The following is a 17418-nucleotide window of genomic DNA, read 5'->3' on the forward strand; positions in this document are numbered from 1 at the left end:
TCCCAACACAGCCCTTACGGCTCCTGACGAATAGGCGCGGCCCTTAAAGCAAAATCCGGGGGCTGGCCAGAGCCTCTCCATATAATGCGGCATAGGCGGCAACCATTGTTTTTTCGGCATAGTCGCGGGTTGCCCGGTCGCGATTGGCCGCCCCCAGCGTAGCCCGCAAATCCGCATCCGCCGCCAGCGCGCCCAGCGCATCGGCCAGCCCGGCTTCGTCGGCCACGACATAGGGCTGGTTCGCCGTCGCGACCATATTGGCGACGTCGCCCACATCCATCGACGCGACCGGCACGCCCGCGGCCATCGCCTCCACCAGCGAGATCGGAAATTGCTCGCTGTCCGACGACAAAGCGAAGATGTCGAACAGCCCGACGAAGCGCCAGGGCCGGTCCATGAAGCCCGCCATATGGATGTCCCCCATTCCCTGCCGCGCCGCTTCGGCCAGGATCGCGTCACGCTCCGGGCCTTCGCCCACCACCACCAGTTGCAGCCGGTCCTTATGCGCGGCGACGGCGCGCACAAGCCGGGGAATATTCTTGACCGGCCGCAACCCCGCCAGCGTTCCCACCAGCAATTTGCCCGGCGACCGGCGCAAGCCAGGGATCGCGTCAGGCGCAGGCGGCGGGGCATAGCGCGCGACATCGATGCCGTTGCGGATCAGATGCACCTTAGGCGCGGGCTGTTTCCAAACCGTGCGCGCGATCGTCTCCAACCGCACCGACGGCACCACCATGCCATGCGCCCGTTGCAGCGCGAGGCGGCGAAACAGGTTGCGCTTGGTCTTGAGCCGCACGGCTTCGTCTGCGTTGAACCCATCCTCATGGTGGATCAGCGGCGGCAGGCCCGCTGATGCCCCGGCCAGACGATGCGCCATCACCGCGTCCATCGACCCCCAATTATAGGTGAGGATCAGGTCGAACCGCTTGAGAAAAGCGGTGATGACCTTGTAGCGCGCCAGCCCCGGTTTGCCCGCAAAGGATGGGCCATCGGGGTAATCCACCGCCACGCCGGCATCGATCGCTGCCCGCGCGCCCATCGCGTCGGGATCGGCGCTGACGACGCTGTGCCGCGCTTTGTCTCCCCAGATGTTCATGAGCTGGACGGCGCGCGCCTCCTTGCCGCCCAGATTGAAACTGCCATGGACATGCAGGATGTGGGGGCGTTTTCGATCGGCGCTGTCAGCCATGCAGCACCCGCGCCAGCAGCCGGTCGATCGCCGCAACGCTCTCCGGCTCGTCCAGCACCGGCGCATGGCCGACGCCCGGCACGGTCACCATTTCCGCCCCCGGCCCGATCTCCGCCGCCATCCGCTGCGCCGTCGCCGCGCCCAGCAGGTCCGACCGCTCGCCGCGCAGCAGCAGCGTCGGGATATCCGAAAAGGCCTTCATCACCGGCCACATATCGACCCCGGCCTCGGTGCCCATGGCGCGGATCGGCTCGGCGACCTTCATGTCATAATCCAGCACGATCCGCCCGCCGCTGTTGAGCCGATAGAGCCGCTTGGCCATCGCCAGCCAGACCTGCAGGTCATATGCGGGATAAACATCGCCATTGGCATCCGCCAGCGCGCGCGCGGCATGGACCCAGGTCGGATGCGACTGGTTGACCCCGACATAGGTACGGATGCGCGCCAGCCCTTCTTCCTCCAGCGCTGGCCCGACATCGTTGAGCAGCGCGCCCGCCAGCCATTCGCGATGAGTCGCGGCCATCAACATGGTGATGATGCCGCCCAGCGACGTGCCGACCGCCACGAACCGGGTGATGGCGAGATCGGCGAGCAAGCGACTGATATCCTGCATATAGGTCAGCGGCACATAGGTCATCGCGTCCTTGGCATAGGCGCTTTCGGCGCGCCCGCGCATGTCGGGACAGATGAGCCGCCACTCTCCGGCAAGCCGCGCGGCAAGCGGCTCGAAATCGCGTGCATTGCGGGTCAGCCCCGGCAGGCAGAGCAGGGGCGGGCGTCCGTCGCCGCCCCCGGCATAATCGCGATAATGCAGCCGCAGGCCGTCGGGGGACCACCAATATCCGTCGCTATACACGCTCAAACTTGATCCTTCCGCCTTGCCACCCCCATATCACCTTATGAGCCAGACGCCGCAACCCGCCAAATTTCGCCCCGCGCGCCAAATCGACACGCTGATGCCCGACATTGCCGATCCCGTTGGGGCAGCGGACTTCCCCCAGACCATCCTGCGCTATCGCAACGACAGGGCCGCCGCATCGGTCGGCCTCGATGGCCTCACCGACGAGCAATGGATCGCCCATTTCGGCCGTTTTGAACCGCTGCAAGGATCGCTGCCCCGTCCCCTGGCGCTGCGCTACCACGGCCATCAGTTCCGCCATTATAATCCCGACATCGGCGATGGCCGCGGCTTCCTGTTCGCGCAATTGCGCGACGACGCCGACCGTCTGATGGACCTGGGCACCAAAGGCACCGGGCGGACGCCCCATAGCCGGTCGGGCGACGGGCGGCTGACGCTCAAGGGCGGTGTGCGCGAAATATTTGCGACCGAAATGCTCGAAGCGCTGGGCGTCCCGACCTCGCGCACCTTCTCGATCATCGAAACCGGCGAAGCGCTGGAGCGCAACGACGAACCCTCGCCCACGCGCGGCGCGGCGATGGTGCGCCTGTCCCATTCGCATATCCGCATCGGCACGTTCCAGCGCGCCGCCTTCCATGAAGACCAGCAACTGCTCACGCGCCTGACCGACTATGCGCTGACGCATCTGTACGGCGAAACCCCCGGCGACAATCCGCCCGCACAACTGCTGGGCCGCGTGGTCGAACGCACCGCCGATCTCGCCGCCAGCTATATGATCGCGGGCTTCGTCCATGGCGTGCTCAACAGCGACAATATCAACGTCACGGGTGAAAGTTTCGACTATGGCCCCTGGCGCTTCACCCCCTTGTGGGACGCGGGCTTTACCGCCGCCTATTTCGACCATCAGGGGTTATATGCGTTCGGGCGGCAGGCCGAGGCGATCCATTGGGACGTGGCGCAACTCGCCGTGTCGCTCCGCGCGCTGGTGGAGGCGGAGCCGCTGATCGCGCAGTTGGAGCGCTTCCCCGCCCTCTATGGTCAGGCCATGGCCCGCCGCTTCTGCTGGCGGCTGGGCGTCGTTCCCCGCGAGGACAGCGACGCCATGATCCAGTCCGCCGTCCGCGCCATGGTCACGACCGCCACCCCCATCGACCGCTTCTTCCACGACTGGCGCAGCGGTACCGCACGGGTCGGCACGGATTATAGCGACGCGGCGTGGGGCGAATTTCGCGCCGCCATCAGTGGCTTCGAGGCGGTGCCCGGCGCAAAGGACCACGCCTATTGGGCCGACGCCCAGCCCTGTTCGATGCATATCGAAGAGGTCGAGGCGATCTGGTCCGCCATCGCCGAGAATGACGATTGGGGGCCGCTCCATGCCAAAGTCACCGCCATTCGCCGCATGGGCGAGGCGCATGGCGCTGGCCCTACAATGGACTAGCCGATCGGTTCCTCGATCGACACTGGGGGCTTTGAAAACCAAGCTGGACCCCGCTCCGTCATGTGGAAACAATCCTCCATCCGCACGCCCATGGTGCCGGGCAGATACAGGCCCGGTTCGTTGGAGAAGCACATGCCGACGTCCAGCCTGGTCGTTTCGCCATGGACCAGGTTGACCGGCTCATGCCCCTCCATGCCGATGCCATGGCCGGTGCGGTGGGACAGGCCGGGCAGCGCATAGCCGGGGCCGTAACCGCGACTTTCATAATGCGCCCGCACCGCGTCATCGACCGCCCCCGCTGGCGTACCGAGTGTCGCGGCGGCGAAGGCGATCGCCTGCCCCTGCGCCACGTCGTTCCAGACGGTGCGCTGCTGAGTTGTGGGCGTGGCACCGTAAACGAAGGTGCGGCTGATGTCGGACTGATAATCGCCCACGGTACAGCCACAATCCATCAGCACGACCTCGCCTGCCCGCACCGCCTGCGGCTTGCCGGAGCCATGCGGATAGGCGGCGGCTTCGCCGAGCAGGACGAGGTTGAACTCACTCTTGCCGCCCAACGCCGTGGTGGCGGCAGTCATCAGCGCGCCGATATCGGCCGGGGTCATGCCCGCCTTCACCTGGGGGTAGGTCCAGCGATAGGCGGCCATGGTGACATTGGCGGCGGTCTGCATCAGCGCGATTTCGGCGGGCGTCTTGCGCATCCGCAGCGCGCGAGTCACCGGGTCGGTGGTCAGACGCGCCTGCGGGAGCGCGGCCTTGAGGCCATCGACCGCGAAATAGCGCACCGTTTCCTCGATGCCGATCCGCCCCTTCGCCAACCCCTGTTCCGTCAGGAAGGCAGCCACCATTGCGTGCGGGCTTTCATGCTCCTGCCACACCCGCACCTCGGCCGGGATGCCGAGCGATTCGTCGATCGAGGGCTTTTCGAAAAAGGGGCAGATGATGAGCGGCGTGCCGGACGCCGGAATGACCATCGCAGTCAGCCGCTCGCTGCGCCACCAGCGCACGCCGCTATAGTAGATAAGGCTTGCCCCCGGCTCGATCAGCAGCGCGTCGATACCCTGAGCCTGCATCATCGCCTGCGCACGGGACAGGCGATCGGCGCGTTCGGCCGGGCCGATCGGCGTGATGCCCTGGGTCAAGGACGTCAGCGCCTCGGCCGCCCGCTCTTGCGCAAACAGGCGCGGGGTGACGGCGGCAGCAATGCCAGCGGCGGCATAGCCGAGCAGGCTGCGCCGGTCAGGCGTAAGCATAGGGGCCACCGGCCTGCAGCGCGGCCTGATAGGCGGGACGCGCGTGCATCTCCCCCAGCCAGCGCAGGATATTCGGCCGACTGTCGTTGAGGCCACCGCGCGAGCAGGCGGCTTCCAGCGGAAAGCTCATCATCATGTCAGCCGCCGTAAAGGCATCGCCCGCGAAATAGGGGCGGCTCGCCAGTTCGCTTTCGATCCAGTCGAGATGATCGTCCAGCATGCCCTGCACCGTCGGCCGCGCCGGGCGCCCCAGCAGGCCGAGCTTGCCGATGATGAGCAGCGCCAGCAGCGGCGGCATCAGCGATCCTTCGGCATAATGGAGGAACTGACGGTAGCGGATCGCGCCCTCCGCATCGGCTGGCGGGCCGAAGCGATTACCGGCGCGCCCGACCAGATAGTCCATGATCGCGCCGGTTTCGATCAGGCGATGGCCATCCACCTCGACCACCGGCGACCGGCCGAGCGGGTGAATGGCGCGCAGCGATGCGGGCGCGCGCATGGTCTTGCGGTCGCGTTCGTAGCGGCGCACCTCATATGGCTCGCCCAATTCCTCCAGCATCCACAGGATGCGTTGCGAGCGGCTGTTGTTGAGATGGTGGACGATGATGGTCATGACGGCTCCGATGCTGCGTGGCGGTCAGGGCTAACGCAGCAGGGGAGCGGTCACAACAGTCTTTGGTCGTCATTGCGAGCGCAGCGAAGCAATCCATTTGGGCGCTACTGGATTGCTTCGCTACGCTCGCAATGACGAATTTTTATACCGCTTCCAATTCCGCCGCCGCCTTCTGCTTCGCGCGATAGGCGTGCAGCAGCGGCTCGGTATAGCCATTGGGCTGGGCGACACCCTCGAACACCAGCGCGCGGGCCGCCTGGAACGCCAGGCTCTCATCCTCGCGCCCGCTCATCGGCTGGTAGAGCGGATCGCCGGCATTCTGCGCATCGACCTTCGCCGCCATGCGCCGGAGCGCGGCATCGACCTGTTCGCCGGTGCAGATCCCATGCAGCAGCCAATTGGCCATATGCTGCGAGGAAATACGCAGCGTCGCGCGGTCCTCCATCAGGCCGATGTCGTGGATGTCGGGCACCTTCGAGCAGCCGACCCCCTGATCGATCCAGCGGACGACATAGCCCAATATGCCCTGCGCATTATTGTCCAGTTCTTGGCGGATGTCCTCTTCCGACCAGTTGCGCCCGGTGGCGACCGGGATGGTCAGCAGCTTTTCGAGCGGCGCAATACCCTCCGCCGCGCGTTCCGCTTGGCGCGCAAAGACGTCGAAGCGGTGATAATGGGTCGCGTGCAGCGTCGCCGCGGTCGGCGATGGCACCCAGGCGGTGTTGGCTCCGCTCTTGGGATGGCCGATCTTCTGTTCCAGCATATCAGCCATGCGATCCGGCGCGGCCCACATCCCCTTGCCGATCTGCGCGCGACCCGACAGGCCACAGGCGAGGCCGATCTGGACATTGCGATCCTCATAGGCGGTGATCCAGTCGCTGCTCTTCATCTCGCCCTTGCGGATCATCGGCCCGGCCTGCATCGACGTGTGCATCTCGTCCCCGGTGCGATCGAGGAAGCCGGTGTTGATGAAGACGATGCGGTCGCGCACGGCATGAATGCAGGCGGCCAGATTGGCCGAGGTGCGGCGCTCCTCATCCATGACGCCGACCTTGAGCGTGTGGCGCGCCATCCCCAGCATGTCTTCGATCGCATCGAACAGGCGGTTGGTAAAGGCGGCTTCGTCGGGGCCGTGCATCTTGGGCTTGACGATATAGACGCTGCCCGCACGGCTGTTGCCGCCCTCGCGGGCCAGGTCGTGCAGCGCGATCAGGCTGGTGACGATGCCGTCGAGTATGCCTTCGGGGGCTTGCGTCCCATCGGGCAGCAGGATGGCAGGCATGGTCATCAGATGGCCGACATTGCGGACGAACAACAGGCTGCGTCCGGCCAAGGTGAAGGCGCTGCCGTCGGGCGCGGTATAAGCGCGGTCGGGGTTGAGCGCGCGGGTCATCATCGTGCCGCCCTTCTCGAACGTCTCGGTCAGGTCGCCCTTCATCAGGCCCAGCCAATTGGCATAGGCCGCAACCTTGTCCGCCGCATCGACCGCCGCGACCGAATCCTCCAGGTCGCAAATGGCGGTCAGCGCGGATTCGAGGATGACATCGGCGATGCCCGCCGGGTCGGTCGCACCGATCGGATGGCTGCTATCGAAAACGACTTCGATATGCAGGCCATTGTGGCGGAACAGGCGGCCCTTCTCGCTGCGCCCCAGATATTGGGTCGGATCGGCAAGAATGATCTCGTCGGTCGAAAGGTCGGCCCAACGCCCGCTGGCGAGCGGGATGGCGTCATCCAGAAACGCCTTGGCCCAGGCAATGACCTGCGCGCCGCGCACCGCGTCATAGCCCTTGCCTGCCGCCGCGCCGGGAATGGCGTCGGTGCCGTACAGCGAGTCGTACAGACTTCCCCAGCGCGCATTGGCGGCATTGAGCAGGAAGCGGGCGTTGAGGATGGGGACGACCAGTTGCGGTCCGGCGAGGCGCGCAACCTCGTCATCGACATTTTCGCTGCCGATGGTGAAGGGCGCGGGTTCGGGAACCAGATAGCCGATCTCGCGCAAAAAGGCCTGATAGGCCTGCGCATCATGCGGCTGGCCAGCCCGCTCCTCATGCCAGTCATCGATCTGCGCCTGCATCGCGTCGCGGGTTTGCAACAGCGCGATATTGTCCGGCGTGAAGCGTGCAAAGATGGCGGCTGCATCGACCCAGAAGGCGGCGGGTTCGATGCCGGTGCCGGGCAGCGCCTGATTGTCGATGAAGTCGGCCAGCGATGCCGCGACCTTCAGCCCGGATTTGTCGATCATGCGGTCGGTCATGGCCTGCTCCTTCTCATGTTCCGTCGTTGACCGCCGCAATACCCCATTACCATTATGTCGTATATTCACTATTATGCGAACATAGTCATTCCTATGGTGAACGAATATGATGGACCCCGACCATGAACTGTTCGTCGCGATCGTGGACGAAGGCGGCCTCGCCGCTGCCGGTCGGCGCCTCCACATCTCGCCCGCCATGATGTCCAAGCGGCTCGCGCGGCTGGAGGAGCGGCTGGGCACGCGCCTCGTTCACCGCACAACGCGGCGGCTGGCGCTGACGCCGGCGGGCGAGCGGCTCCATGCCGACCTGCGTGGGATATTGGCGGCGCTCGATGAAGCCGAGCGGCGCGTGTCGGGCACCTCGGCAATCGTCGCGGGGCCGCTGCGCATCACCGCGCCCACTTCCTTTGGCCGCATGCATCTCGCGCCCTGGCTGCCGCGCTTCATGGACGCCCATCCCCGTGTCGATCTCGCCATCAACTTGTCGGACGATTTCGCCGACCTGATCGACACGCGCGCGGACCTCGCCATCCGCATCACCGCTGATCCGGGGCCGGGCCTCGCCGCGCGACGGCTGGCGACCAACCGCCGCATTCTGTGCGCCGCGCCGGCCTATCTCGACCGCTACGGCACACCAGCCACCCTCGCCGACCTCAAAAACCACCGCCTGCTCGCCGCCGATGGCCAGATGCCCTGGCGCCTTGTCGGCCCGAAAGGCCCTTTGACGGTCGAGGGGCGCAGCCATGTCCACACCAACAGCAGCGAAGTCGTGCGCGAACTGGCGCTGGCGGGCGGCGGCATCGCGCTGCGCTCGCTCTGGGATATCAGCGACGCGCTGGCGCGCGGCGAAGTTCGGCAGATCGTGCGGGACCATGAAGGGTCGGCGGATGTCGGCCTGTTCGCCGTGCAACTGCCACAGCATAATCCGCCCGCCGCCATCACCGCCTTCGTCGATTTTCTTGTCGGACTATATGCGCCAACGCCCCCCTGGGCGCGTTCCACCATTGCCCTTGCGGAACGCAGCCCTTAAGGCCCATCGCATGGACGATAATACCCGCCGCGCCGCCCTCGACTATCACCGCTTTCCCCAGCCGGGGAAGCTGCGGATCGAGCCGACCAAACGCATGGTCAACCAGCGCGATCTCGCGCTGGCCTATTCGCCCGGCGTCGCCGCCCCCTGCATGGAGATCGCCGCCGATCCCGATCTGGCGCTCGATTATACCGCGCGCGGCAATCTGGTCGCGGTCATCTCCAATGGCACCGCGGTCCTTGGCCTGGGCGCGATCGGCGCGCTGGCGTCCAAGCCGGTGATGGAGGGCAAGGCGGTCCTCTTCAAGAAATTCGCCGATATCGACGTGTTCGACATCGAACTCGACACCACTGACCCCGAAAAATTCATCGAAGCCGTCGCCCTGATGGAGCCGACCTTCGGCGGCATCAACCTTGAGGATATCAAGGCACCCGAATGTTTCGCCATTGAGGCGCGGTTGAAGGAACGGATGAACATTCCGGTCTTTCATGACGACCAGCATGGCACCGCCATCGTCGTCGCCGCCGCCGTACGCAACGCGCTGGTGATTCAGGGCAAGACGCTGGCCGACGCCAAGCTGGTGACGTCGGGCGCGGGCGCGGCGGCGCTCGCCTGCGTTGATCTGCTCGTGTCGATGGGCCTGCCGGTCGACAATGTCACCATGACCGACAAGGATGGCGTCATCCATTCGGGCCGCGAGGGCATGTTGCCCAATATGGCGCGCTATGCCCGCGTCACCAATGCGCGCACCCTGCCTGACGTGCTGCCGGGCGCCAATCTCTTCCTCGGCCTCTCCGCGCCGGGCGTGTTGAAGCCCGAATGGTTGCCGTTGATGGCCCCCAATCCGCTGATCTTCGCGCTCGCCAACCCCGAACCCGAAATCCGCCCGGAAGCCGCGCGCGAAGTGCGCCCCGATGCGATCATCGCCACCGGCCGTTCGGACTATCCCAATCAGGTCAACAATGTCCTGTGCTTCCCCTATATCTTCCGGGGCGCGCTCGATGTCGGCGCGACCCAGATCAACGAAGCGATGAAAGTCGCGGCCGCCGACGCAATCGCCAGCCTTGCCCGCATGCCCGCGCATGACAGCGTGGCGCAGGCCTATGGCGGGCGCAGGCTGGTCTTTGGTCCCGACTATATCATCCCCACCCCCTTCGACCCGCGCCTGATCGGCGAGATCGCCGTCGCCGTGGCGCGCGCGGCGATGGACAGCGGCGTCGCCCGCCGCCCGATCGACCTGGATGAGTATCGCCGCCGCCTGACGCGGCAGAATACCCGTTCCGGCCAGCTCATGCTGCCGGTGTTCGAGGCTGCGCGCGGTGGCGCACGCCGCATCGTCTATGGCGAGGGCGAGGATGAGCGCGTGCTGCGCGCCATTCAGGACGCACTGGACGAAGGCATTGTCCGCCCGACCATCATCGCGCGCCGCCGCATCCTGAACCAGAAGCTGCCCGACCTTGGCCTGCGCTTTGAACTCGGTCGCGATGTCGAGGTGATCGACCCCGAAACCGATCATGACATCATGATGCAACTGGTCGAAGGCTATCGCGCCGTCGCCTCGCGCCGGGGCGTGCCCGCCGCCGAAGTGCTGCGCCATGTCTATCGCCGCCCCAGCGTCACCGCCGCGATGCTGCTGCGCCTCGGCCATGTCGATGCCGCGCTGATCGGCGGCAATTCGGAATATTGGGGACAGGTCGAACATGCGCTGCGCATCATCGACCGGGTGCCGGGCCGCAACCGCGTCTATGCGCTGTCGGGGCTGATCCTCGACGCGGGCGCACTGTTCATCACCGACACGCATATGGTGCCCAATCCGACGCCCGAACAGATTGCGGAAATGACGCTGCTGGCGGCGACCGAGCTGGAGCATTTCGGCCTGGTCCCGCGCGTCGCCCTGCTGTCCCACTCCAATTTCGGCGCCTCGCACAGCGACAGCGCGCGTAAGATGCGCGCCGCGCTCAAACTGGTGCGGCAAGCCGCGCCCGACCTTGCGGTCGATGGCGAAATGCACGCCGATGCGGCTTTGAGCCAGGCGCTGCGCGAGAAACTGATCCCCGATTCGCGCTTCGAGGGGCCAGCCAATCTGCTGGTCATGCCCAATCTCGACGCGGCGAACATCACGCTTACAGCCCTTTCCGCCTCGTCCAGTTCGCCGACCGTCGGGCCGATGCTGATGGGCCTGACCAAGCCCATTCATGTGTTGACCCCCGGCGTCACCTCGCGCGGTATCCTCAACCTCACCGCCATCGCGGCGGCGGAAGTCGCCCGCGAAGGTTGAGCTTAACCTTTTACCGCTATGACGGACTAAAGTGATCCTCCCCTGTAAGGGGAGGGCTATCGCATATGGAACGCACTCCATTTTACGGCGTCATGCTGAACTTGTTTCAGCATCCATCATGCCCCAAAAGCGGTTGCTCGTGGGGAGAAATGGACCCTGAAACAAGTTCAGGGTGACGATTTGGATGGGTGGGGTACCATGTGCGATAGCCCTGTCCTGCCAAGGGAGGTGTGACGGACGGGTGTCCCCCTCTCGATAGGGTGACACCCCTCCACCACTTCGTGGTCCCCCGCCCCTACCAGGGGAGGAATTTGTTCGAGGATGATATGGCAGCTCTGCTCAAAGCATTGGCGAAAAGCGCTGGTCCGAAGATTGCGATCGGCGCGGGGCTGGCGGGCATTGGCCTGCTGGTGTCTGGCTGGATCGACCGGCCCGCAGCGGAAGAAGCCGCCGCACCTGCACCTTTAGCCAAGGCGCCATCCGCCCCCGAAACGCCCACAAAGCCCGCGGAACGCCGCAGCGATCAGCCGATGGAAATTGATCCACGCGCCCTGACGGTCAAGCGCATCCTCAAGATCGACGGCCCGTTCCGCCATGGCGACTATGCCTGGGACGAAAGCGGGGCGCCGACGACCGGCCCCGTCATCATCACCGTGGACCTGCGCGCGCAGACGCTATCGGTGTTCCGCGCGGGTTATGAGATCGGCGCAGCCGTCATCCTCTATGGCGCGACCGACAAGCCCAGTCCGCTGGGTGCCTTCCCGATCACGCAGAAGGACGCCGACCATTATTCCAACCTCTACGACAATGCGCCCATGCCCTATATGCTGCGCCTGACCAGCGACGGCGTGGCGATCCATGGCAGCGACGTCCAATGGGGCAAGGCAACCCATGGCTGCATCGGCGTGCCGGTCGCCTTCGCGCAAAAACTGTTCGGCGTGACGAAATTGGGGGATGTCGTCGTCATCACCAATGGCAAGCGGCTGGACATCAGCAAGGCGCAGGTCGGGGCGTAACGCACCGCGACATTATCCCGCGACGATGGCTGATGTTGCGTAACACGCCGCTGCACTTGCAATAAACTCACGCACCCGCGATCTTGACCAGCGTTGTCATGACGCCCATCTGCCGCGCTTCCGCTATTTTGCATTGCAGCATGGAGCAAAGCCATGGGCACCCGCCCCCACCAGGCGCAACCCGCGCTCGTTCTTTTCGCGCTCGCCGTCGGCGCTTTTGCGATCGGGACCACCGAATTTGCGGCGATGAGCCTGCTGCCCTTCTTCGCCCGCGACTTGGGCATCGACGTGCCGACCGCTGGCCATGCGATCAGCGCCTATGCTTTGGGCGTGGTGGCGGGCGCGCCGGTGATTGCCGCCTTTGGCGCAAAACTGCCGCGTCGCCACTTGCTGATCGGCCTGATGGCGCTGTTCGCGATCGGCAATGGCCTGTCCGCGCTGTCGCCCAGCTATGGCTGGATGCTCGCCTTCCGCTTCCTGAGCGGTGTGCCGCATGGCGCCTATTTCGGCGTTGCCGCTTTGGTGGCCGCCAAGCTGGTGCCGATCGAAAAGCGGGCGCAGGCCATCGCGCGGGTCATGTCGGGCCTGACCATCGCCACGGTGCTGGGCGTCCCCGTCGCCAACTGGATGGGTCAGGCGCTTGGCTGGCGGTCGGGCTTTTTCGTGGTCACCGCGCTCGCCATCGCGACGATGACGCTGGTCGCGCTTTACGCCCCGCGCGATGCGGGCGACCCCAAGGCGAGCGCCGCGCGGGAACTGACTGCGCTCGCCAAGCCGCAAGTCTGGCTGACGCTGCTGACCGGCGCGATCGGCTTTGGTGGGCTGTTCGCCGTCTACACCTATGTCGCCTCCACCATGATCGAAGTGACCGGCGTGTCCGAAGTCTGGGTGCCGCTGATCCTGATGATCTTCGGCGTCGGCATGACGATCGGCAACCTCGTCGCTGCGTGGATGGCCGACCGGGCGCTCAACCGCACCGTCATCCTCGTGCTGTTGTGGAGCGCGGGCGCACTCGCCCTATTCCCGCTGATGGCGGGCAATATCTGGACGCTGAGCCTCATCATCTTCCTGATCGGCGCGGGCGGTGGCCTTGGCACGCCGTTGCAGGCGCGGTTGATGGACGTATCGGGCGATGCGCAGACGCTCGCGGCGGCACTGCACCATAGCGCCTTCAACGTCGCCAATGCGCTTGGCCCCTGGCTTGGCGGCGTGGCGATCGCGGCGGGCTATGGCCTCACTTCGACCGGCTGGATCGGTGCCGCGCTGGCGCTTGGTGGCCTCGCTGTCTTCCTGCTGTCGATCGCGCTGCAACAGCGGACCACGCGAATGATCGCGCTTCCGGCCGGATAAGCCGCTTTGCCGCAGCGCCTGTCCCCGATAAGGCAGGCGCATGAGCGATCAGGCAAGAGAAGAGGCGCTGGCCCAGGCCGCATTGGTGGCGCTGCGCGGGGGTGACGCGGCCAAGGCGCGCACGACGCTGGCGCAGATGGCCGCCCCGCCGCCGATGCTGCTGGCGCAGGTCTGCAACCGGCTGGGCGATCGGGATGGCGAGGCGGAGGCGCTACGCGCGATCCTGGCGGGCGATCCCCGCAACCTCCCCGCGCTGCTCGCCATGGGCCATAATGCGCAGGCGCGCGGCGACGATCGCGGCGCGATCAGTTGGCGGCGTACCGCGCTGGCGCAAGCGGCGGCCCATGGCGCGCCGCCGCAACTCCAACCCCTGCTGCAACAGGCACAAGACGCCGTCGCCCAATCGAGCCAGCGCTTCGAGGATCATCTGACCGCCGCGATTCGCGACCTGCCTTCCCTGCCCCGCATCGCGCTCGCCAGCGACCTGCTGCTCGGCAAGCGCGCAATATTCCTGCAACAGCCCAGCATGTTCTATTTCCCCGGCCTGCCCCAGCGCGCCTTCTACGAACGCAGCGACTTCGACTGGGTCGCGCCGATGGAGGCGATGACCGAGGCAATCGTCGCCGAACTGGCGGCCGTACGTGCGGGCGCGCCCGACTTCGCGCCCTATGTCCAGACATCGAAGGCGCGCCCCGCGCCCAACAACAAATTGCGCGACGACCCCAGTTGGGGCGCCTATTATTTCTGGCAGAGCGGCGCGCCGGTGCCGGACCATGCCGCGCGCTGCCCGGCCGTCATGGCCGCACTCACCCATGCGCCGATGCCGGTGATCGAAGGGCGATCGCCGATGGCGCTCTGGTCGCTGCTCAAGCCCGACACCCATATTGCGCCCCATCATGGCCTGCTCAACACGCGGCTTATCTGCCACCTGCCATTACTGACGCCTCCTGATTGCGCCTTGCGCGTGGGCGCGGAGACGCGGGCATGGCACCGGGGCGAAATGCTGATCTTCGACGACAGCATCGAGCATGAGGCCTGGAACCGCAGCGCCGACACCCGCGTCATCCTGTTGTTCGAAGTGTGGCGGCCGGAGATCGTGGCGGAGGAACGCGCAGCGCTGACGCTGCTGTTCCAGGCGATCGACCAGTTCGGCCCGGCGCAGATCGACACCGGCGGATAAGCGCACCCTCTTGCAGTGGCGCGCGTCCGCTGTATGAGCAGCGGCAGGGCAAGAGGATGACCGGGGCGTAACGCTTGACGGACACGCCATGACTCCCACGCACGCCTTCCCCGCACCCCGCCCGCATAATCTGGCCGAAGATGGCTATGCCATCGCGCTGGGCTGCGCCTTCATCGCCATGGGGCTGATGCTGCTGAAACAGGCCAATCTGGTGACCGGCGGCATGGCGGGCATTGCGCTGCTGCTTTCCTATCTGATCCACTGGTCACCCGCGACGCTGTTCCTGCTGATCAACATTCCCTTCTTCCTGTTTGCCGGGCGGGCGATGGGCGCGGCCTTCGGCCTCAAGACGCTGTTCGCCAATATCGCGATCATGGGCATTGGCATGATGATGCCGCTGGCGCTGGAACTGGCGCGGGTCAGTCCGCTGTTTGCCGCGCTGTTCGGCGGGTCGATCATCGGTTTCGGTATTCTCGCCATTGCCCGCCACGGTGCGGGTGTCGGCGGGTTGGGCGTTATCGCGCTCACTTTGCAAAAGACGCGCGGATGGAATGCGGGCCGTACCCAGATGATCGGCGATGCCATCATCCTGCTCGCATCATTACCGCTGCTGAGCGCCGATCGCTTTGCGCTGTCGATCCTGTCAGCGGCGGCGATCAATGCGGTGCTGATCGTCAATCACCGGCCGGGCCGCTATATCGGCCATTGACCCTGCCAGGGCATTCAGCTTTTGCAGAGCGGCTGGCCACCCGGCCCGCGCGCGCGCAGGGCCGTTGCTGCGTCGCCCGCGATCCGGGGGAAGCTGACCCCCTCCAGCGTGCCGCGTCCGTCGCATAGTCGCCCGCAAGCCAGATCCACGACACCCGGCAAGGCGACCTGATCGCCATCATATTGGGCGACGATGATGCAGCGATCGACGCCTGCAAAGCGCAGAATCAGTTTTTCCCCCGCACGCCGGATCGTTCCATTGCCCCGGCACGCCAGTTGCTCGCCAAAATTCGCTTCCAACCCGAAGCGCAGCGTTCCGTTGGCAGCAGGAATGATGCACAGCGCATCGCGCCCGGCTTCGTGGCGGCGCTGAAACAGCCCGACGGGCGAGATTTTGGCTGCGTCGCTGATCACCCCACTCTCGATCGCAGCGCGCTCCAGCCCGGACGCTGGCAGGCCGCCCGCCTCGGCCGCCATGTCGTTGGAAACGGCGGCAGGCTGGCACGCCGCCAGCATCAGACACAGAGCAAGACCGGATCGCCGCATCGACGCCCTAGTCAACCAAGCTCAGGCCATCCGGCCCGACCCGGCGGAAGAAGCAGGAGCGCGCGCCGGTGTGGCAGGTCGGCCCGGCAGGGACCGCCTTCACCCAAATCGCGTCCTGATCGCAATCGATGCGGATGTCGCGCACCGCCAGCATGTTGCCCGACGTTTCGCCCTTCTTCCACAGCGCCTGGCGGCTGCGCGACCAGAAATGGGCAAGGCCCGTTTCGACCGTCAACGCCAATGCCTGCGCGTTCATATGCGCGACCATCAGCAGGTCGCCGCTGTCCACATCGGTCACCACCGCCGTGATCAGGCCATGGTCGTCATATTTGGGATTGAGGGTCAGCCCCTTGTCGCGCGCATCGGTCATGCCGGGGGCTATAGGGCGCAATCGCGATGCTGCGAAGCCCCTTCCCGCCTGACCGGCAAATATGCGCGGCATCAGGGTGGAAGGGAGAAAATGGGGCGATCGAGGGGTCTTGAACCCCCGACCTCCGGTACCACAAACCGGCGCTCTAACCAACTGAGCTACGATCGCCATGGGGCCAGAAGGCCCGCGAGAAGTGGGCACATATGCGGCTCACCCTGCCTCGTCAAGCAGGCAAATGCCGCGATCGGCGCTTTCCGTCGCCTTACAGCCCGGCCGCACGCAACTGGGCGCGCAATTTGCGCAGCGTGGCTTCGGGCACGGTTGGCCGCATCGGCGCTGGCTTGCCCTTGCGCAGCCGTGCGCGATCCTTTTCGGGCGGATCGACCAGCCGCACCCGCACCGGCACATGACCCTGCGCCCGAACGCCCAATTTCTCCGCCGCGCCGCGCGACAGGTCGATCACCCGCCCGCGCCCGGAAAAAGGCCCGCGATCATTGACCCGCACGACGATGGTGCGCCCCGTGTCCAGCGCCGTTACCTCGACATAGCTGGGCAGCGGCAGGCTGGTATGCGCGGCCGTCACCCAGCCCGCGCGGAAGCGTTCGCCATTGGCGGTGCGATTGCCCGATTCCGACCCATACCAGCTTGCATAACCCAGCATGTCATAGCCCGGATCGGCGGCAGGCGTGTAGGTGACGCCGCGCACGACATAGGGCGGGCCGATCCTGACCGGCACGTCGCGCACCGGCCGATATTGGCCGCCCCCACAGGCCGTCAGCAACAGCGCGATCACGCCTGCGCCGCAAGACGCAGCATATCGTCTCATCCACATGCCCGCTTCCCTAAACTGTCCGGCCGATCCCGTCGAGCATCGCCCCCGCGCCAAAAGAAGAAGGGTGGCCGCTGTATCAGCGTCCACCCTTTTGCCTTCCACTCAGCGATAACGGGTGAATCCCCGTGATCGCTTACTCTCTTGTATATTCAGGCCGCGACGCCTTCATGGTCGCTCGACGCGGGCACCTGCGCCGTACGCAGATGCGCAAAGCGTCAGTTGACCGAGTCCTTAAGGCCCTTGCCGGCCTTGAACTTGGGTTGGGTCGATGCCTTGATCGTCATCGTTTCGCCGGTGCGCGGGTTGCGGCCCGTCGACGCCTTGCGCTGCGTGACGGAGAAGGTGCCAAAGCCGACGAGGCGCACTTCGTCGCCCTTTTTCAGCGCGCCGGTGATGGCGTCGAACACGCCTTCCACAGCCTTGGTTGCATCATTTTTGGTAAGGCCGCTGCTTTCGGCAACCGCGCTGATCAGATCCTGCTTGTTCATGCCTTGGGAAC

16 protein-coding genes and 1 tRNA gene are annotated in these 17418 nt (G+C 65.8%); 7 read left to right on the top strand and 10 right to left on the bottom strand.

Annotated features, from left to right (window positions below; genetic code table 11):
• Window positions 1-43: 43 nt before the first annotated feature.
• Both V2I08_RS11210 and V2I08_RS11215 read right to left on the bottom strand, forming a co-directional pair.
• Window positions 44-1189, bottom strand: coding sequence for a glycosyltransferase (locus V2I08_RS11210; protein ID WP_349635180.1), 1146 nt, complete (start codon window positions 1187-1189; stop codon window positions 44-46).
• Window positions 1182-2051, bottom strand: coding sequence for an alpha/beta hydrolase (locus tag V2I08_RS11215; RefSeq protein ID WP_349635181.1), 870 nt, complete (start codon window positions 2049-2051; stop codon window positions 1182-1184). The genes V2I08_RS11210 and V2I08_RS11215 overlap by 8 nt, the downstream gene beginning before the upstream one ends.
• Before the next feature lie 37 nt (window positions 2052-2088).
• Between V2I08_RS11215 and V2I08_RS11220 the strand changes: the two genes are divergently transcribed.
• Entirely contained in the window at window positions 2089-3486 is a 1398-nt protein-coding gene (locus V2I08_RS11220) for a protein adenylyltransferase SelO family protein (RefSeq protein WP_349635182.1), read from the top strand.
• Here V2I08_RS11220 and V2I08_RS11225 read toward each other — a convergent pair.
• The 3 genes from V2I08_RS11225 to V2I08_RS11235 all read right to left on the bottom strand — a co-directional run bounded on the left by V2I08_RS11225 (window position 3483) and on the right by V2I08_RS11235 (window position 7609).
• Complete coding sequence (locus V2I08_RS11225; protein ID WP_349635183.1) at window positions 3483-4739, bottom strand: Xaa-Pro peptidase family protein; 1257 nt, start codon at window positions 4737-4739, stop codon at window positions 3483-3485. The genes V2I08_RS11220 and V2I08_RS11225 overlap by 4 nt on opposite strands.
• Window positions 4726-5352: a glutathione S-transferase gene (locus V2I08_RS11230; RefSeq protein WP_349635184.1), complete on the bottom strand. Its 627-nt coding sequence runs from the start codon at window positions 5350-5352 to the stop codon at window positions 4726-4728. Before V2I08_RS11230 ends, V2I08_RS11225 begins: the two co-directional genes overlap by 14 nt.
• Window positions 5353-5494: 142 nt before the next feature.
• The gene (locus V2I08_RS11235; protein ID WP_349635185.1) at window positions 5495-7609 is read right to left on the bottom strand and encodes a malate synthase G; all 2115 of its coding nucleotides are present in this window, start codon (window positions 7607-7609) and stop codon (window positions 5495-5497) included.
• 106 nt (window positions 7610-7715) lie between these two features.
• Here V2I08_RS11235 and V2I08_RS11240 point away from each other — a divergent pair, with 106 nt between their 5' ends.
• The 6 genes from V2I08_RS11240 (at window position 7716) to V2I08_RS11265 (ending at window position 15172) form a co-directional block, all read left to right on the top strand.
• Window positions 7716-8639, top strand: coding sequence for a LysR family transcriptional regulator (locus V2I08_RS11240; protein ID WP_349635186.1), 924 nt, complete (start codon window positions 7716-7718; stop codon window positions 8637-8639).
• Window positions 8640-8649: 10 nt separating this feature from the next.
• A complete protein-coding gene (locus tag V2I08_RS11245; RefSeq protein WP_349635187.1) occupies window positions 8650-10917 on the top strand; it encodes an NADP-dependent malic enzyme in 2268 nt (755 codons plus the stop codon).
• A gap of 326 nt (window positions 10918-11243) precedes the next feature.
• A complete protein-coding gene (locus tag V2I08_RS11250; RefSeq protein WP_349635188.1) occupies window positions 11244-11933 on the top strand; it encodes a L,D-transpeptidase family protein in 690 nt (229 codons plus the stop codon).
• 153 nt (window positions 11934-12086) lie between these two features.
• Window positions 12087-13283, top strand: a complete 1197-nt coding sequence (locus V2I08_RS11255; protein WP_349635189.1) for an MFS transporter — start codon at window positions 12087-12089, stop codon at window positions 13281-13283.
• A 40-nt stretch (window positions 13284-13323) separates the two neighbouring features.
• The gene (locus V2I08_RS11260; RefSeq protein ID WP_349635190.1) at window positions 13324-14463 is read left to right on the top strand and encodes an aspartyl/asparaginyl beta-hydroxylase domain-containing protein; all 1140 of its coding nucleotides are present in this window, start codon (window positions 13324-13326) and stop codon (window positions 14461-14463) included.
• 88 nt (window positions 14464-14551) lie between these two features.
• The gene (locus tag V2I08_RS11265; protein WP_349635191.1) at window positions 14552-15172 is read left to right on the top strand and encodes a YitT family protein; all 621 of its coding nucleotides are present in this window, start codon (window positions 14552-14554) and stop codon (window positions 15170-15172) included.
• Window positions 15173-15186: 14 nt separating this feature from the next.
• On the opposite strand, the gene V2I08_RS11270 is transcribed toward V2I08_RS11265, so the two are convergent.
• The 5 genes from V2I08_RS11270 to V2I08_RS11290 form a co-directional block, all read right to left on the bottom strand.
• On the bottom strand, window positions 15187-15717 hold the full coding sequence (locus V2I08_RS11270) for a hypothetical protein (protein WP_349635192.1): 531 nt from the start codon (window positions 15715-15717) through the stop codon (window positions 15187-15189).
• 7 nt (window positions 15718-15724) lie between these two features.
• Window positions 15725-16087 (bottom strand): phosphoribosyl-AMP cyclohydrolase, encoded by a 363-nt coding sequence (hisI, locus tag V2I08_RS11275; RefSeq protein WP_349635193.1) that lies wholly within the window; start codon window positions 16085-16087, stop codon window positions 15725-15727.
• A 91-nt stretch (window positions 16088-16178) separates the two neighbouring features.
• Window positions 16179-16255, bottom strand: a tRNA-His gene (locus V2I08_RS11280).
• A 94-nt stretch (window positions 16256-16349) separates the two neighbouring features.
• Window positions 16350-16919, bottom strand: coding sequence for a septal ring lytic transglycosylase RlpA family protein (locus V2I08_RS11285; RefSeq protein ID WP_405053643.1), 570 nt, complete (start codon window positions 16917-16919; stop codon window positions 16350-16352).
• A gap of 215 nt (window positions 16920-17134) precedes the next feature.
• Window positions 17135-17407 carry an HU family DNA-binding protein gene (locus tag V2I08_RS11290; protein WP_037477523.1) on the bottom strand — a complete coding sequence of 91 codons (273 nt, stop codon included), beginning with the start codon at window positions 17405-17407 and terminating at the stop codon, window positions 17135-17137.
• Between the last annotated feature and the right edge of the window lie 11 nt (window positions 17408-17418).

The sequence above is a fragment of the Sphingobium sp. MK2 genome, from assembly GCF_040170545.1.
Classification (GTDB): Bacteria; Pseudomonadota; Alphaproteobacteria; order Sphingomonadales; family Sphingomonadaceae; genus Sphingobium.

Excerpts from the sequence above, each read along its gene's own strand:
- V2I08_RS11235 (WP_349635185.1), bottom strand. The coding sequence starts at position 7,609 with ATGACCGACCGCATGATCGACAAATCCGGGCTGAAGGTCGCGGCATCG.
- V2I08_RS11250 (WP_349635188.1), top strand. The coding sequence starts at position 11,244 with ATGGCAGCTCTGCTCAAAGCATTGGCGAAAAGCGCTGGTCCGAAGATT.
- V2I08_RS11285 (WP_405053643.1), bottom strand. The coding sequence starts at position 16,919 with ATGTGGATGAGACGATATGCTGCGTCTTGCGGCGCAGGCGTGATCGCG.
- V2I08_RS11230 (WP_349635184.1), bottom strand. The coding sequence starts at position 5,352 with ATGACCATCATCGTCCACCATCTCAACAACAGCCGCTCGCAACGCATC.
- V2I08_RS11225 (WP_349635183.1), bottom strand. The coding sequence starts at position 4,739 with ATGCTTACGCCTGACCGGCGCAGCCTGCTCGGCTATGCCGCCGCTGGC.
- V2I08_RS11245 (WP_349635187.1), top strand. The coding sequence starts at position 8,650 with ATGGACGATAATACCCGCCGCGCCGCCCTCGACTATCACCGCTTTCCC.
- V2I08_RS11255 (WP_349635189.1), top strand. The coding sequence starts at position 12,087 with ATGGGCACCCGCCCCCACCAGGCGCAACCCGCGCTCGTTCTTTTCGCG.
- V2I08_RS11220 (WP_349635182.1), top strand. The coding sequence starts at position 2,089 with ATGAGCCAGACGCCGCAACCCGCCAAATTTCGCCCCGCGCGCCAAATC.
- V2I08_RS11210 (WP_349635180.1), bottom strand. The coding sequence starts at position 1,189 with ATGGCTGACAGCGCCGATCGAAAACGCCCCCACATCCTGCATGTCCAT.
- V2I08_RS11260 (WP_349635190.1), top strand. The coding sequence starts at position 13,324 with ATGAGCGATCAGGCAAGAGAAGAGGCGCTGGCCCAGGCCGCATTGGTG.
- hisI (WP_349635193.1), bottom strand. The coding sequence starts at position 16,087 with ATGACCGATGCGCGCGACAAGGGGCTGACCCTCAATCCCAAATATGAC.
- V2I08_RS11270 (WP_349635192.1), bottom strand. The coding sequence starts at position 15,717 with ATGCGGCGATCCGGTCTTGCTCTGTGTCTGATGCTGGCGGCGTGCCAG.
- V2I08_RS11265 (WP_349635191.1), top strand. The coding sequence starts at position 14,552 with ATGACTCCCACGCACGCCTTCCCCGCACCCCGCCCGCATAATCTGGCC.
- V2I08_RS11290 (WP_037477523.1), bottom strand. The coding sequence starts at position 17,407 with ATGAACAAGCAGGATCTGATCAGCGCGGTTGCCGAAAGCAGCGGCCTT.
- V2I08_RS11240 (WP_349635186.1), top strand. The coding sequence starts at position 7,716 with ATGATGGACCCCGACCATGAACTGTTCGTCGCGATCGTGGACGAAGGC.